Annotated in this window: 13 protein-coding genes; 3 read left to right on the top strand and 10 right to left on the bottom strand. The window is 71.9% G+C overall.

Annotated elements, in window-relative coordinates:
- Positions 1–4: 4 nt before the first annotated feature.
- The 4 genes from ACIBG7_RS09520 to ACIBG7_RS09505 are packed head-to-tail and all read right to left on the bottom strand — an operon-like array spanning position 5 to position 2,770.
- Complete coding sequence (locus ACIBG7_RS09520; protein WP_357924121.1) at positions 5–403, bottom strand: DUF5304 family protein; 399 nt, start codon at positions 401–403, stop codon at positions 5–7.
- Entirely contained in the window at positions 396–1,550 is a 1,155-nt protein-coding gene (locus ACIBG7_RS09515) for an ArsA family ATPase (protein WP_397335760.1), read from the bottom strand. The genes ACIBG7_RS09520 and ACIBG7_RS09515 overlap by 8 nt, the downstream gene beginning before the upstream one ends.
- Positions 1,547–1,981, bottom strand: a complete 435-nt coding sequence (locus ACIBG7_RS09510) for an SRPBCC family protein (protein ID WP_357924117.1) — start codon at positions 1,979–1,981, stop codon at positions 1,547–1,549. Before ACIBG7_RS09510 ends, ACIBG7_RS09515 begins: the two co-directional genes overlap by 4 nt.
- Positions 1,982–2,002: 21 nt before the next feature.
- Positions 2,003–2,770 carry a metallophosphoesterase gene (locus ACIBG7_RS09505; RefSeq protein WP_357924115.1) on the bottom strand — a complete coding sequence of 256 codons (768 nt, stop codon included), beginning with the start codon at positions 2,768–2,770 and terminating at the stop codon, positions 2,003–2,005.
- 60 nt (positions 2,771–2,830) lie between these two features.
- Between ACIBG7_RS09505 and ACIBG7_RS09500 the strand changes: the two genes are divergently transcribed.
- Positions 2,831–4,540, top strand: a complete 1,710-nt coding sequence (locus tag ACIBG7_RS09500; RefSeq protein ID WP_397335759.1) for an AMP-dependent synthetase/ligase — start codon at positions 2,831–2,833, stop codon at positions 4,538–4,540.
- Positions 4,541–4,552: 12 nt separating this feature from the next.
- On the opposite strand, the gene ACIBG7_RS09495 is transcribed toward ACIBG7_RS09500, so the two are convergent.
- From ACIBG7_RS09495 to ACIBG7_RS09470, 6 genes are all read right to left on the bottom strand, one after another.
- Positions 4,553–5,161, bottom strand: a complete 609-nt coding sequence (locus ACIBG7_RS09495) for an NAD(P)H-dependent oxidoreductase (protein ID WP_357924111.1) — start codon at positions 5,159–5,161, stop codon at positions 4,553–4,555.
- A 116-nt stretch (positions 5,162–5,277) separates the two neighbouring features.
- Positions 5,278–5,838: a DUF1062 domain-containing protein gene (locus ACIBG7_RS09490; RefSeq protein ID WP_397335758.1), complete on the bottom strand. Its 561-nt coding sequence runs from the start codon at positions 5,836–5,838 to the stop codon at positions 5,278–5,280.
- A 267-nt stretch (positions 5,839–6,105) separates the two neighbouring features.
- On the bottom strand, positions 6,106–7,419 hold the full coding sequence (locus ACIBG7_RS09485; protein ID WP_397335757.1) for a family 2B encapsulin nanocompartment shell protein: 1,314 nt from the start codon (positions 7,417–7,419) through the stop codon (positions 6,106–6,108).
- Between the two features lie 28 nt (positions 7,420–7,447).
- Positions 7,448–9,550 (bottom strand): germacradienol/geosmin synthase, encoded by a 2,103-nt coding sequence (locus ACIBG7_RS09480; protein WP_397335756.1) that lies wholly within the window; start codon positions 9,548–9,550, stop codon positions 7,448–7,450.
- Positions 9,550–10,944, bottom strand: a complete 1,395-nt coding sequence (locus ACIBG7_RS09475; protein WP_397335755.1) for a family 2B encapsulin nanocompartment shell protein — start codon at positions 10,942–10,944, stop codon at positions 9,550–9,552. Before ACIBG7_RS09475 ends, ACIBG7_RS09480 begins: the two co-directional genes overlap by 1 nt.
- A gap of 57 nt (positions 10,945–11,001) precedes the next feature.
- Entirely contained in the window at positions 11,002–12,042 is a 1,041-nt protein-coding gene (locus tag ACIBG7_RS09470) for a polyprenyl synthetase family protein (RefSeq protein WP_397335754.1), read from the bottom strand.
- Positions 12,043–12,172: 130 nt separating this feature from the next.
- Here ACIBG7_RS09470 and ACIBG7_RS09465 point away from each other — a divergent pair, with 130 nt between their 5' ends.
- Together ACIBG7_RS09465 and ACIBG7_RS09460 are read left to right on the top strand one after the other, a co-directional pair.
- Positions 12,173–13,909 (top strand): 1-deoxy-D-xylulose-5-phosphate synthase, encoded by a 1,737-nt coding sequence (locus ACIBG7_RS09465; protein WP_397335753.1) that lies wholly within the window; start codon positions 12,173–12,175, stop codon positions 13,907–13,909.
- Between the two features lie 79 nt (positions 13,910–13,988).
- Positions 13,989–14,780: an IclR family transcriptional regulator gene (locus ACIBG7_RS09460; RefSeq protein ID WP_397335752.1), complete on the top strand. Its 792-nt coding sequence runs from the start codon at positions 13,989–13,991 to the stop codon at positions 14,778–14,780.
- Positions 14,781–14,853 lie beyond the last annotated feature (73 nt).

The following is a 14,853-nucleotide window of genomic DNA, read 5'->3' as shown; positions in this document are numbered from 1 at the left end:
CCTTTCACCCCAGGTCAATGTGCTCCACATTCTGCCTGGTCCCGTCGGCCCCGGTGTCGTCGGCGGGCCGTGTGCGCGGCGCGGGCCTGCTCAGGCTGTCGAGGGCCTGCCGGAAGGCGGCGAACAGCTCCCCGCCGGCCGCGGCCAGATGGCCGGCCACGTCGGAACCGGACTCGCGCTGGGCCGCGATCGCCCGGCAGAAGGGACAGGCGCGGCAGACGTACTCGTCGTGGTCGCTGACCGCCTCGCTCCAGACGTCGCGCTCCTGGCGCCCCGGCTTGAAGGAGTTGAGGACGGTCTTGCCGACCTGGCGGGTGGCCCGCCCCTGGATGGCCTCGAAGAGCTTGCGCGCCTCGTCGGTGACGGTCCCGATGGGGTCCCGCTCGTTGCTGCTCTCACTCATGCTCGAACCGTACCTCCAGGACGCCGTCCTGGAGCGCGGCGGCGGCGATCCGCCGCCGGGCCAGCCCGGCGGGCAGGGCGAGAATCCTGCGGTACGGCCCGGCCGTCACGATCAGTTCCTCGCCCTTGCGCGCCAGGTCGACGTCCTCCTTGCTGGCGCCGGGCAGGCTGAGGCGCAGCACGTGCCCCTCGACGGTGAGCGGCGGCTCGACCCCGGGCGGCGCGAACGGGTCGGCCACGCCGGCGTAGAGCGCCTCGCCCACCTCGGCCAGCGTCTCGGGGCCGACCGGCTCGGCGGGCAGGTAGGGCACGACGTGGATGGGCAGCGGGGCGAAGGACTCCTCGGCCTCGGCCAGGAGCCTGGTCTGCGCGGCCACCCACTGGGCCCGCCAGTCGTCGGCGCCCTCGGCCGGGAAGACGCGGTTGGCGATGGCCGCGTCGACGCGGTAGCCGTACAGGTTGAGCGAGGTGAGCGTGCGGCGGGCCTCGGCCAGCACGACCGACTCGGGGGTGAACACCAGCCGGACGGAGGCGCCGGGCCCGGTCAGCAGCTCGCGCACCTCCTTGAGCGCGCGGTGCAGCCGCTCCCCGGCGTTGAGCACGTCGTCGCCGGGCGCGCTGACCCGGGCCATGCTCTTCACGAACGGGCCGGCGACCTTCATGATCCGGCGGCCGACCGGCAGCAGCCTGGTCACGTGCCAGTCGAGCGCCTCGGGCAGGGCCAGCAGGCGCAGCGTCTCGGCGGTGGGCGCGCAGTCCACGACGATGAGGTCCCAGCGGCCGGCCTGGGCCTGCTGGCGCAGCTCCAGCAGGGCGATGACCTCTTCGGCGCCGGGCAGGACGGTGATCTCCTCGGAGGTCATCACGTCGAGGCCCAGCTCGCCGAGCAGGTCGCGCAGGTAGCCCTGCAGCTCACCCCAGTGCGCCTCCATGGAGGCCTGGGTGTCGACCTGGTGCAGGTGCAGGCCGGGCATCACCTCGACCGGCTCGGGCCCTGGCTCGACGCCGAGGGCGTCGGCCAGCGAGTGCGCGGTGTCGGTCGAGACCACCAGCGTCTTCAGGCCACGGCCCGCGGCCAGCGTGGCGGTCGCGGCGGCGGCGGTCGTCTTGCCGACGCCGCCCTTGCCGGTGAACAGCAGGATCCTCATCGGGCCTCAACGCGCTTCTTCAGGCCCTTGAGCGCGGTGTCGACGATCACCTTCTCCGCCTTGCGCTTGATCATGCCGATCATCGGGACCTTCAGGTCCACCGCGAGTTCGTAGGTCACCTGGGTGCCACTGCCCGTCCCGGTCAGCAGGTAACTCCCGGTCAGGCTGGAGACCATGGTGCCGGACTCGGCGGTGTCCCAGCTCACGCCGGTGTCGTTCCAGTGGTAGCGCAGCGTGTAGGCGTCGCTGATGACCCCGGCGTCCAGCACGAAGCGCACGGTGGCCGCCCGGCCGTCGTCGTAGGTGCTCAGCACCTCGGCCTTCTTCACCTGGCCGGCCCAGTCGGGATAGGCGGGGAAGTCCGAGATGACCGCCATCACACTGGCGGGATCGGCGTCGACGGTGATGCTCGAAGTGGTGCGATCGGCCATGCGACCACCGTACCGGTCAGGTCACCACTCGAGGATGTACGGAACGCCCTTTCCGCGGAAGTGACCGACATTGACGCACTCGGTGCGCCCGATCCGCGTGCGGGCGCACAACGGCTGGTGCACGTGCCCGAAGAGCGCGTAGCGCGGCTGGACCCGCTCGATCAGCCGCAGGATCGCCTCGCTGCCGCGCTCGAAGCGCCGCGCGACGGTGTCGTACAGCAGTTGCGGCACGGCCGGAGGGATGTGCGTGCACAGCACGTCCACCTCGCCGAGCGCCTCGACCTTGGCGGCGAAGCTCTCCTCGTCCAGCTCGTACGGCGTGCGGTAGGGCGTCTTCAGCCCGCCGCCGACGAACCCGAAGACCAGCCCGCCGAGCTCGACCGTCTGCCCGTCGAGCACGGTCTGTCCCGGCCTGAGGTGGTCGGCCCACAGGTTCGGCAGATCGACGTTGCCGTAGGTCAGGTAGGCGGGCGTGGGCATCGCCGTGAACAACGTCTCGTACTGCTGCCGGACGTTGCGCTCGATGTGCTCGCGCGGATCCCCCGGCAGCGTCCGCCACAGCCGCTGCGACATCGCCCGCGCCTCGTCGAACCGCTTGGCCGTGCGCAGCGCGATGAACTCCGCCGCCCGCTCGGCCCCGAACAGGTCGCCGAAGATGCCCTGCGCCGGGTCCTCGTAGTCGATGAACAGGATCAGGTCGCCCAGGCAGACCAGCGCGTCCGCGCCGTCACCCGCCCTGGCCAGCGCCTCGGAGTGACCGTGAACGTCGCTGACGACATGAACCCGCATGGGCGTCATCCTACGGAGCTGCTGCTAGCGTGAGTATCGTCCCTTCTGAGGAGTCTTTCCGTGCGTGAGTTCAGCATCCCTGTGCTGGTGGATGTGCCCGAATCGGCGAATCTGGCCGACACCGTCTTCAGCCGCGCCGAGCAGCAGCCCGACCTCGTGGTCATCCGGCGCCAGGACGGTGACTCGTGGGCCCCCGTGACCGCCCGTGACTTCCGCGACCAGGTCGCCGCCCTCGCCAAGGGCCTCATCGCGGCCGGCGTCGAGCCGGGCGACCGCGTGGCGCTGATGTCGCGCACCCGCTACGAGTGGACGCTCATCGACTACGCGGTCTGGGCGGCCGGTGCGGTCACCGTGCCGATCTACGAGACCTCCTCGGTCGAGCAGGTGCGCTGGATCCTCACCGACAGCGGGGCCAAGGCCGCCTTCGCCGAGCTCGACGGGCACGTCGAGACCATCCGCGAGGCCATGCCCGAGCTCAAGCACCTGTGGCAGGTGACCGACCTGCCGCTCGCCGAGGCGGACGTCCCGGACAGCGAGCTGGAGGCCCGCCGCAGCGCGCCGGTCGGGGCGGACCTGGCGACCATCGTCTACACCTCGGGGACCACCGGCCGGCCCAAGGGCTGCCGCATCACGCACGACAACCTGCTCTTCACCGCGCGCAACGTCGCCTTCGGCCCGCTCGACCCGCTCTTCAACGACCGCTCCGCCTCCGCGCTGCTCTTCCTGCCGCTCGCGCACATCTTCGCCCGCGTCATCCAGGTCGTCTTCGTCGAGACCGGCGCCGTGCTGGCGCACACCCCGAACATGAAGAACGTCGCGCCCGACCTGGCCTCCTTCCAGCCGTCGTTCCTGCTGGGCGTGCCGCGCGTCTTCGAGAAGGTCTACAACGGCGCCGAGCAGAAGGCCACCGCCGACGGCAAGGGCAAGATCTTCGCCAAGGCCGCCGAGGTGGCCATCGCGCACAGCCGCGACGGCAGCCACCGCTTCCTGCACTGGGTCTTCGACAAGCTGGTGTACGGCAAGCTGCGCGCCGCCACCGGCGGCCGGCTCACCGCGGCCGTGTGCGGCGGCTCCGCGCTCGGCGAGCGCCTGGGGCACTTCTTCCGCGGCGTCGGCATCGAGGTCTACGAGGGCTACGGCCTCACCGAGACCACCGCGCCCTGCTCGGTCAACATGCCCGGCGGCAACAAGGTCGGCACCGTCGGCAAGCCCTTCCCCGGCGTCACGCTGCGCATCGCCGAGGACGGCGAGGTGCTGGCCAAGGGCCGACACATCTTCGACGGCTACTGGAACAACCCGGCCGCCACCGCCGAGGCCCTCGACGCCGAGGGCTGGTACCACACCGGCGACGTCGGCGAGCTCGACTCCGACGGCTACCTGCGGATCACCGGGCGCAAGAAGGAGATCCTGGTCACCGCCGCCGGCAAGAACGTCGCGCCGGCGCCGCTGGAGGACGTCATCCGGGCGCACCCGCTGATCTCCCAGGCCATGGTCGTGGGCGAGAACCGGCCCTTCGTCGGCGCCCTGGTCACCCTCGACCCCGACGCCCTGGCGCAGACCCCGCTCAGCGACGTGGAGATCCACGCCGCCGTGCAGTCGGCGATCGACGCGGCCAACCTGACGGTGTCGCGGGCGGAGCAGATCAAGAAGTTCACCATCCTCGACATCGACCTCACCGAGGAGTCGGGGCACCTCACGCCCACCCTCAAGATCAAGCGCAACCTCGTCCTGCGCGACTTCGCCCCCCAGATCGAGGCCCTCTACTCCTAGGCCCCGAGGGGTTCAGGACGGAGGCGGGCCGATCGGGTTGGCGGCCAGGGCCTTGGCGGCGGCGTGCAGGTTGGCGGCCATGGCCCGGCCGGTCTTGGCCGACCACTCGTGCCCCTCGCCGGTCTCGCTGTAGCTGGGGCCCGGGCCAGGGCCGCGGTTCCAGTACGTCCAGGCCTGGCCGGGGATGGTGTAGCCGATGTCCATGAGCCCGCCGGCGATCTCGGAGATGACGTGGTGGGCGCCGTCCTCGTTGCCGGTGACCACCACGCCGGCGACCCGGTTGTAGGCCACCGGCCGGCCGGCGTCGTCGGTCTCGGAGATCATCGCGTCCATCCGCTCCAGCATCCGCTGCGCCAGCGAGGACGGGTGCCCGACCCAGGTGGGCGTGGCCACGACGAGGATCTCCGAGGCCAGCAGCTTCTCGTGCACGGCAGGCCACTGGTCGGCGCCGTCGCCGAGGTCGGTGACGACGCCGGGCGGGATGACCAGGTCGGCCAGCCGTACCGAGGCCACCTCCACCCCGCGCTCGCCCAGGGCGTCGACGACGACCTGGGCGAGCTGTTCGGTGTTGGACGGCGCAGGGGAGGCTTTCAACGTGCAGTTCAGGACCAGCGCCCGCATGGAACAGCTCCTCAACGATCGAGGTGGCCCGGCTACCCGGTGTAACGGCCACGAGTGGAAGCCTTACCCGCCACCCGCCGATCGAACGCCTCCCCCGCACCCTGACCTGCGGCTGTTCAGTCCGCGGGCAGCACCGTGAAGGTGAACCCGGTGGTGGCCGGCCGGCGGAGCGAGGTCTCGGACTTGACCCGGCGAGCCACCTCGTTCCGGCTGAGGCCGAGTGTCTGGGCGATGAGCCGGTCCGGGCGGATCGGCACGGGGTCCTCCAGCACGACCTCCACCTGGACCGGCCAGCCGGCCTCCACCCAGGGCACAGGGACCAGGAGCCGCCAGGCGCCGGTCCAGTCGAGGGCGAAGCGGTTGCGCCGGGCGAACAGCGGGTCGAGCAGCAGGGCGGCCACCAGGGCCGGGTCGTTGGCGTGGTAGCCGTCGAGGACGGCCGGATCGAGCGTCCGGACCGGCACGCGCTCGTGCACGGCGAGCTTGCGGGTCCGGTCGCAGGACACGCAGTGCACGAGCAGCCACACGTCCAGCAGCTTGCCGTTGGCGTTGACCCGGAAGCGGCCCTCGCCGGTGGTGGCCGTCTCCGCCGGGCAGTCCACGCAGCGCAGCGACAGCAGCGGCAGCCTGGTCCGGCGGACGATCCAGGGCAGCGCGATATGGGATTGTGAAGACATGATCTCTCAAGACCTGACACGAGGCCGATTGCGCGCGACCTCAAACGCGGAACGACCGGGTGCGCGAGGGCAGCCCGGCGGAGCCGGCGGCTGGGCGGCCGGCTGGGAATGAGCGGTAGGACGTGTCAGGTCAGGCGAGCGGGCGGCGTCACGCGGTGGAGTCCTCTGTCTTCACGGGGTACGGCGGGCGACGCCGCGGAAAGGGCGTCTCCCGGAGTCGCAACGTACGCGAGCGCGGGAGACGCCCTCAACCGGTTTTCCGGCCGCTCAGATCTCCACGTTCTCCAGCACCCCCAGCGCGTCCGGCACCAGCGGGGCCACGGAGTGGTAGGTCGTCACCAGGTAGTGCAGCACGGCCTGGTCGTTCACCCCCATGAACCGCACCGACAGGCCGGGCTCCCACTCGTCGGCCAGCCCGGTCCGGCGCAGCCCGATCACGCCCTGTTTCTCCTCGCCGGTCCGCATGACGATGATCGAGGTGAGCCCCCGCTCGGAGATCGGGATCTTGTCGCAGGGCAGGATCGGCACTCCCCGCCAGGACAGCACGCCGGGCAGGTCGGACACCCCGGGATTGACCCGGAGCCGGTTGCACTGGCGGGAGAAGGCGGCGATGGCCAGCGGGTGGGCGAAGAAGTAGTGCGAGCTGCGCCGCCGGCACAGCAGCTCGTCGAGGTCGTCCGGGGTCGGCGGCCCGGTGCGGGTGTGGATGCGCTGTTTCAGGTCGGCGTTGTGCAGCAGGCCGAAGTCGGGGTTGTTGACCAGCTCCGACTCCTGCGCCTCGCGCAGCGCCTCCACGGTCAGCCGGATCTGCTGCGCGGTCTGGTCCATGGGCTCGTTGTAGAGGTCGGCCACGCGGCTGTGCACCCGCAGCATGGTCTGCGCGACGCTCAGCTCGTACTCGCGGGGCGCGAGGTCGTAGTCGACGTAGGTGCCGGGCAGGACGGGCTCGCCGGAGTGGCCCGCCGCCAGGTCGATGGCGGCCTCGCCGTGCCGGTTGCTGGGCGGGGCGCCGGGCGGGCGGGACAGGTGGTCGCGCAGGTCGGGGTTGCGCGAGAGCGTCTCGTCGAGCGCCTCGCGCGACAGGACGAGGACGGTGCAGCCGGTGAGCGCCTCGCCCGAGGCCGAGGAGGGCAGGTGGTCGCCGCCGGCCAGCACGCCTAGCTGGGTGCGCTTGCCGTACGCTCCGGGACCGAAGACGGCGACCTTGCCGTGCGCGACGAGGACGATCTCGCCACCGGGCACCGGCTGCCCGGGGTCGAGGTCGTGCTGGACGAAACGGGCGGCCAGCGCGTGCAGGCCCGCCTGGTCGCCGTCGAAGTCACGGAAGGCGGGCAGCTCGCGCAGTTCCTCCGGGACGAGCCACACCCGGGTGCCCTCGTTGACGAAGGACAGCCGGCCGTCGCCCACGGTGAGGGTGAGCCGCCGGTTGACCCGGAAGGCGCCGCCGGGCACCTCCACCCAGGGCAGGACGCGCAGCAGGTGGCGAGGGGTGATCTCGCGCATCTGCGGCGGCGTCTTGGTGATGGAGGCGAGCTTGCGCGCCGCCGCCGTGCTGAGACTCAACTGGTGCTGTTCGGTCATCCCCCGGCCCCCAACCGTGCGGAAAACGTCAACGCCGGCCCCCGATCAGGTTCGCGATCCGGGTCGAGGCGGTCCCGAGGCCGCTCGGACCGGGCTTCCACTGCGCGTAGGCGCGGTAGCGCCCGGTTTCGAGATGCCAGCGAAGCACGCCGGCCATCCAGTCCTTGAGCTCCTGGACGTAGCCCGCCACCCGCTCGCGGACCGCCTCGCCGGCCGCGATGTCGTCGAGCCAGACCGGCAGGTCGTTGGTCTCGACGTGGCCGAACTGCCGCACCCGCGACTCCATCAGCGCGTGCACGATGTCCAGCGCCTCCTGCGTCCCGACGCCGAAGAAGGTCTCCATGACCAGGACGGCGTTGTGCAGCTCCCCCTCGAACTGGATCTCCTTCTGGTAGGAGACGACGTCGTTGGCCATGGCCATGAAGTCCATGGCCGCGTTGGTCATCGACCAGATCGGCCGTGCGCGGTACAGCTCCGGCGGCAGGTTCTTGCCGGGGGTCAGCCGAGCGAGGCCGATGGTCATGTCGGCGCCGAAGGTCTTGCGGCGCATCTCCAGGTAGTCGATCGGGTCGGGCACGCGGTGCTGGATGTGGTTGGCCAGCTCCCAGATCCAGCTGTCGGTCATGGCCTCCACGTAGCGGCGGAACTCGGCGCGCTCGGCCGGGCCGAACGGCTCCGCCGTACGGACCCAGAGGTCGGCGAGGCCGCGCTCCAGGGCGTTGACCGGCACGACGGTCTGCACCAGATCGAGCGGCATGAACTGGGCGAAGCGCGCGTTCTGCGCCTTGGCCCCGGCCAGGTCCCGGGCCTGGCCGAAGATCAGCGGGTAGTAGTCGTCGCCGTAGGTCCCCCAGGTCAGCCAGTGCGCGGACAGGATCAGCTCGGCCTCGGAGGCGTCGGGATCCATGCCGGAGGAGGCCAGCGCGAAGTCGTGCCCGGCGATCTTGCGCTCGTCCCAGACCACGTTGTCGCACATGCCCATCCGGTGGGTCCACTCCAGCTCGGCCGCGAGCGCGGCCTGCCGGTGCGGGCTCTCCCCGCACGGGTACGGCAGGACGACCCGGCACTCCAGCGGCCCCACCTGCCGGAACGGCACGGCCGCCAGGTTGCGCAGCCCGCCGGGCCCGGTCAGGTGGTGCACGGTCAGCCCGCCGGACGACTCCCCCTTGGTGTAGCGGTTGGACCGCATGTGCCACTCGTGCCCGCCGGCCTGCCAGTCCTGCAGGCCCTTGACGTAGGCCAGCACCGCCGCCTGCTCGTGCGGCAGCAACGCGTGGTCGGCGAACAACTGCGGCAGCTCGGTCAGCACGGTGTTCTCGAACTGGTGCAGCCGCGAGGTGAGCAGGTCGTTGGTGATCTCGACCGCGCGCCCGGTGTCGCAGCCGAAGAAGCGCTCGCAGACCAGCACGCAGTTGGACAGCTCGCCCTCCCGCTGCACCTCGCGCTCGTAGGAGAACAGGTCGTTGCGCAGGTGCACGGCGTCGGAGAAGGTCTCCATCAGCACCCGCACCGGCCGGGTGCGGGCGATCCGGGGCGGCAGCTCCGCCCCGGAGACGTGCTCGACCAGGCACGCCGACCAGGGGGCGCCGCCGACCTTGCGGCGCTCCTCGATGTACTCGATGGGGTTGGAGACCTGGCCGGTGTCGATGTGGAACAGCTCCCACATCGACTCCTGCATCAGGTCGCGGGTGACCTCGACGAAGCGCTCGCGCCAGCCCTCGCTGCGGTGCGGCACGGTGCGCGCCCACAGGTCGGCCAGGCCCTTCTCGCACGGGTTCTGCGGCTCCAGGCCGGGCTCGTCGGCCATGAAGGCCTCCAGCCGGTCGAGGTAGGCCTGGCCGCCGGCGATGTCGCGGGTGCGCTTGAAGGTCTCCAGGAAATGATCGTCGAAGTAGAAGACCCAGACGTACCAGTCGGTGACCAGGTCGAGCTCCTCGGCCGGGCAGTCGGGGTGGGTGTAGGCGCACATGAGGCCGTAGTCCATCCCGTCGAACCCGGCCTCGGTCCAGACCACCTCGTCGATCATGTCCATCGCGCAGGCCCACTGCTTGGTGTGGGCCCGGGCCCGCTCCATGTGCGGATTGAGGCGGGCCGGGTACGGAAGGTAGAACTCGGGCAGCCGGTAGGTCACTAGCCGACCTCGACGCTCTCCAGGATGCCCAGCGCGTCGGGCACCAGGACGGCGGCCGAGTAGTAGGTGGTCACCAGGTAGCTGGTGACGGCCTGGTCGTTGATGCCCATGAAGCGCACCGACAGGCCGGGCTCGTACTCGTCGGGCAGGCCGGTGCGCCACAGGCCGACGACGCCCTGGTTCTGCTGGCCGGTGCGCATCACCATGATCGAGCTGATGCCCTTGTCGGTGACCGGGATCTTGTTGCACGGCAGGATCGGCACGCCACGCCAGGCGGGCGCCTTCTGGCCGTTGATCTCGACGGCGTCGGGGTAGAGGCCACGGCTGTTGCACTGGCGGGCGAAGGCGGCGATGCCGCGCGGGTGGGCCAGGATGACGCTGGGCTCCTTCCACACCGTGGCCAGCAGGTCGTCCAGGTCGTCGGGGGTGGGCGGGCCGGTGCGGGTGTGGATGCGCTGCTTGAGGTCGGCGTTGTGCAGCAGGCCGAACTCGCGGTTGTTGACCAGCTCCGACTCCTGACGCTCGCGCAGCGCCTCGATGGTGAGGCGCAACTGCTGCTGCGTCTGGTTCATGGGCTCGTTGTAGAGGTCCGCGACGCGGGTGTGCACCCGCAGGATCGTCTGCGCGACGCTCAGCTCGTACTCGCGGGGGGACAGGTCGTAGTCGACGAAGGTGCCGGGCAGCCGGGGCTCGCCGGTGTGGCCGGCGGTGAGCGCGATCTCCGCCTCGCCGTGGGCGTTCTGGCCGCGGGACCCGCCCTCGGCGCGTTCCCGCAGGTGCTCGCGCAGGCTCGGCTCGCGTTCCAGCAGCTCCTCCAGCGCCGGGCGCGGCAGCGCCAGCACGGTGCAGGCGGTCACCGCCTGGACGGTGAAGCCCCACGGCTCCCGGTCGCCGGTCAGCACCTGCTCGCCCAGATGGTCGCCGTCGGCCAGCACGCCGAGCTGCGCCTGGTTGCCGTAGGCGCCCTCGCCCAGCTTGCGCACCTTGCCGTGCGCCAGCAGCAGCACCTCGTCGGAGGGGCCGCCCGACTCGGCGATGACCTGGCCGGCCTCGTACTCCCGTTGCACGAAGCGCCCGGCCAGCTCGGTCAGCACGTCGGTGTCGTCGAACCCGCGCAGCGGCGCCAGCTCGCACAGCTCCGCCGGGATGACGCGGACGGCGGCGCCGGTGGTGGTGAAGGTCACCCGGCCGTCGCCGACGGCGTAGCTCAGGCGCCTGTTGACCCGGTAGGCGCCACCAACGACCTCGATCCAGGGCAGCACCTTGAGCAGATGGCGGGAGGTGATCTCCTGCATCTGCGGGGCCGTCTTGGTGGTCGTCGCGAGATTTCGCGCAGCCGCGGTACCGAGGCTGAGCTGGCTCTCGTCGTGGCCGTTCACCGGAGTTTCCGTCATTCAGCACAACCCTTCATCGCTTTGCTCATTGCTCTTGCGCACTGCTGTGCTCACCGCTCACTGCTTGCGGTGGGCGATTCGGTCGGCCAGGGCGGTGAGGGCCTCCCTGGCCTCGGTGGCGATCGGTGCGGTGGTGAGGGTCTCCAGCGCCTCGTCGACGCGCTGGGTGATCATGGACTCGACGTGGGCGAGGGAGCCGGTGCCGGCGACGATCTCGCGGATCCCGGCCGCCTGCCGCTCGTCGAGTACGGCGTTGCCGTACCACTGGCGCAGGTGGGCGGCGGCGGGCCCGGAGGCGTGCGCCCGGGCGTGCGCGATCATCACGGTGTGCTTGCCCTCGCGCAGGTCGTCGAGGCAGGACTTGCCGGTCTGGGCGGGGTCGCCGAACATGCCCAGGATGTCGTCACGGAGCTGGAAGGCCTCGCCGAGCGGCAGGCCGAGGCGGGAGTAGGCGGCGAGCAGCGCGGGTTCGGCGCCGGCCAGCTCGCCGCCGATCTGGAGCGGGCGTTCTACGGTGTACTTGGCGGTCTTGTAGCGGATCGTGGTCAGCGTCTGGTCGACGGTGACGCCGGTTCGGGTGGGCGCGAGCAGGTCGAGGTACTGGCCGGTGATCACCTCGGTGCGCATCGCGTCGTAGCGGACCCGGGCGGCGCGCAGCCGTACCGGATCGGCGCCGCAGGTGGCCAGCAGCTCGTCGCCCCAGGTCATGGCGAGCACGCCGAGCAGGATCGCGGGCGACTCGCCGAGCGCCCGGTGCAGCGTGGGGCGGCCGCGGCGGGTCGCGCTGGCGTCCATGATGTCGTCGTGGATGAGCAGGCCGGCGTGGCACAGTTCGAGAGCCGCGGCGGCGTCCACGATCGGGCGCGGCTCCTCGGCCGCGCCGCCCGCGCCGCGCCAGCCCCAGTAGCACAGCACCGGCCGGATCCGTTTGCCGCCGTCGAGCACGAACTCGCGCAGCAGCTCGTAGGCCGCGCTCACCTCCGGATCGGGCACCGGCGAGGGGTGCTCGTCGAAGAAGGCGGCCAGGCGCCGGTCGACCCGGCCGCGGATCCACCCCGTCCGTCCGGCCACAACCATCTCCACGGTCTCGGCAGCCACTGCAGCCCCTTCGTTCCCCCCAGTGCGTGCATACGCAAGGTCATCTATCTGTCACGGGAAGTAAATGCGGCATCCCGGAGAGTGGAACAACTGGTTCCCGAGGCCGCCCGATCCGCCCACACTCGACCACATGTCGACGACTCTGAGCCGGCTGCTGGCCCGCGTCTCCTCCCCGGAGGAGCTCCGCGCGTTGCCGCCGGACGAGCTCCCCGCCCTGGCCGCCGAGATCCGCACCTTCCTGGTCCGGAAGGTCACCGCCGGCGGCGGGCATCTCGGGTCGAACCTCGGCGTCGTCGAGCTGACCATCGCGCTGCACCGCGTCTTCCGCTCCCCCGCCGACACGATCCTGTTCGACACCGGCCACCAGGCCTACGTGCACAAGCTGCTCACCGGCCGCCGGCCCGGCTTCGACCGGCTGCGCAAGCGCGGCGGGCTCAGCGGCTACCCCGAACCCGCCGAGTCCGAGCACGACCTGATCGCCAACTCGCACGCCTCGACCGCGCTCAGCTACGCCGACGGCCTGGCCAAGGCCCGCGCCCTCGCCGGCGAGCGGGACCGCGCGGTCGTCGCGGTAGTGGGCGACGGCGCGCTGACCGGCGGCCTGGCCTGGGAGGCGCTCAACAACCTGGGCACGGCCAAGGACCGGCCGGTGATCGTCGTGCTCAACGACAACGGCCGCTCCTACGCCCCCACCCACGGCGCGCTCGCCGACCACCTGGCCACGCTGCGCGGCAACCGGCTCACGATGACGCTCTTCGAGAACCTCGGCTTCCGCTACCTCGGCCCGGTGCACGGCCACGACGTCGCCGCCCTGGAAGGCTGCCTGCGTACGGCACGCGAACTGCCCGGCCCGGTCGTGGTGCACTGCGTCACCCGCAAGGGCGCCGGCTACCGCCCGGCCGAGCAGGACCTCGAAGACCACCTGCACGCCGTGCCCGCTCCCGGCGCGGGCACCCTGACGAGGGTCTTCGCCGACGAGCTCTGCGAGCTGGGCGAGCTCCGCCCCGAGCTGGTCTGCGTCACCGCGGCCATGCCCGGACCCACCGGCCTGTCCGCCTTCGGCGCGCGCTTCCCCGGGCGGATGTTCGACGTCGGCATCGCCGAGCAGCACGCCATCACCTCCGCCGCCGGGCTCGCCCTCGGCGGGCTGCGGCCGGTGGTCGCGGTCTACGCCAGCTTCCTCAACCGCGCCTTCGACCAGGTGCTGCTCGACGTCGCCCTGCACCGGCTGCCGGTCACCCTCGTCCTCGACCGGGCCGGCCTCACCGGGCCCGACGGGCCGAGCCACCACGGGATGTGGGACCTCGCCCTGCTGTCGGCCGTCCCCGGGCTCGGTGTCGCCGCGCCGCGTGACGCCCGCCGGCTTCGCGAGCTGCTGCGCGAGGCCGTCGCGCTGCCCGGCCCGGCCGCCGTGCGCTTCCCCAAGGGGTCGGCCGGGCCGGAACTGCCGGCTCTGGAACGTTCCGGAACCGTCGACGTTCTCTACCGCAGCGGCTCGCCGGACGTCCTGCTGGTCGCGGTCGGCGCCATGGCCGAGGCCTGCCTGGACGCCGCCGACCGGCTGGACGCCGGCGGCCTGGGCGTCACCGTCGCCGACCCCCGCTGGGCGCTGCCCGTCCCGCCCGACCTGGTCCACCTCGCCGCCGGGCACCGCCTGGTCGTCACCGTCGAGGACGGCGTGGTCTCCGGCGGCGTCGGCGCCGCCGTCGCGCAGGCCTGTTCGCCGGCAACCCGGGTCCGCACGCTCGGGCTCCCCCGGGCCTTCGTCGAGCACGGCACCCGCGACGAGCTCCTCACCGCCGCCGGACTGACCGGCCCCGGCATCGCCCGCTCCGTCCGGCGCGAGCTCTTGGAGCACCAGGTGTGACGGTTCGGCACTCAGGGTAGTCATCGGTTCGTCAACCACCGATCATTCCCCCGGGGCCACAGAGAGGTTCGATCTACCGATGGCGCGGGCCCTCTCCGCTCATGAGGACACCACCCTGCACACCCCCACCAGCCTGGAGAAGGGCGTCGAGATCCTTCGCGCGCTGGCGGGCCACCCCCACCCGGTCGGGCTCGCCCAGCTCTCCCGCCAGATCGGGCTGCCCAAGTCGACCGTGCACCGACTGCTCGGCGTGCTGTGCACGCAACGGCTGGCCCGTCGCGTCGGCACGGGCTACGCCCTCGACAGCCGCATGGCCGAACTGACCGGCGGCGGGCGGCTGCCCGGCGACCGGCGGCTCGTCCTGCCGCACCTGCTCCACCTGTACGAGAGCACCCGGCAGACGGTCAACCTCGCCATCACGCGGGGGCTCGAACTCGCCTACGTCGAACGGCTCTACGGGGGCGACCGGGTGCGGTCCCTCTCCGACGGGCTCGACCGGGCGCCCCTGCACTGCACGGCGGCCGGCAAGGTGCTGCTCGCCTTCGACGCCGAGCTGCGGCGGGCCTTCTTCACCCACGGGGCGCTCGACCGCTTCACCCGCCGGACCGTCACCCGGCTCTCCCCGCTGGAGCAGGAGCTCTCCGGGGTGCAGCGGCGGCGGGTGGCCTACTCGGTCGAGGAGTTCACCGGCGGCGTCTCGTGTGCGGCGGCGCCCGTTTTCGGGGCGGACGGGCGGGTGTGCATGGCCGTGGGGGTGGCGTTGCCCGCCGGGGACGGGCGGCTGGCCGACCTCGGCCTCACCGTGGTGCGGGCCGCCCTGGCCATCACCACCTCCCTCCGCGCCGCCGCCACCACCCTCCGCCAGGCTTAGCCTCGTCAGCTCGTCGCCTTTTGTCCCGCCTCTCTGTCCCGCCCTTATCCCGCCTCTTTGTCCCGCCTGTTCG

This window comes from Nonomuraea sp. NPDC050328 (genome assembly GCF_044459405.1).
In the GTDB taxonomy this organism is placed as follows: domain Bacteria; phylum Actinomycetota; class Actinomycetes; order Streptosporangiales; family Streptosporangiaceae; genus Nonomuraea.
Note: the sequence above shows the minus strand (reverse complement) of the source record. Positions and strands in the feature narration are given on the sequence as shown.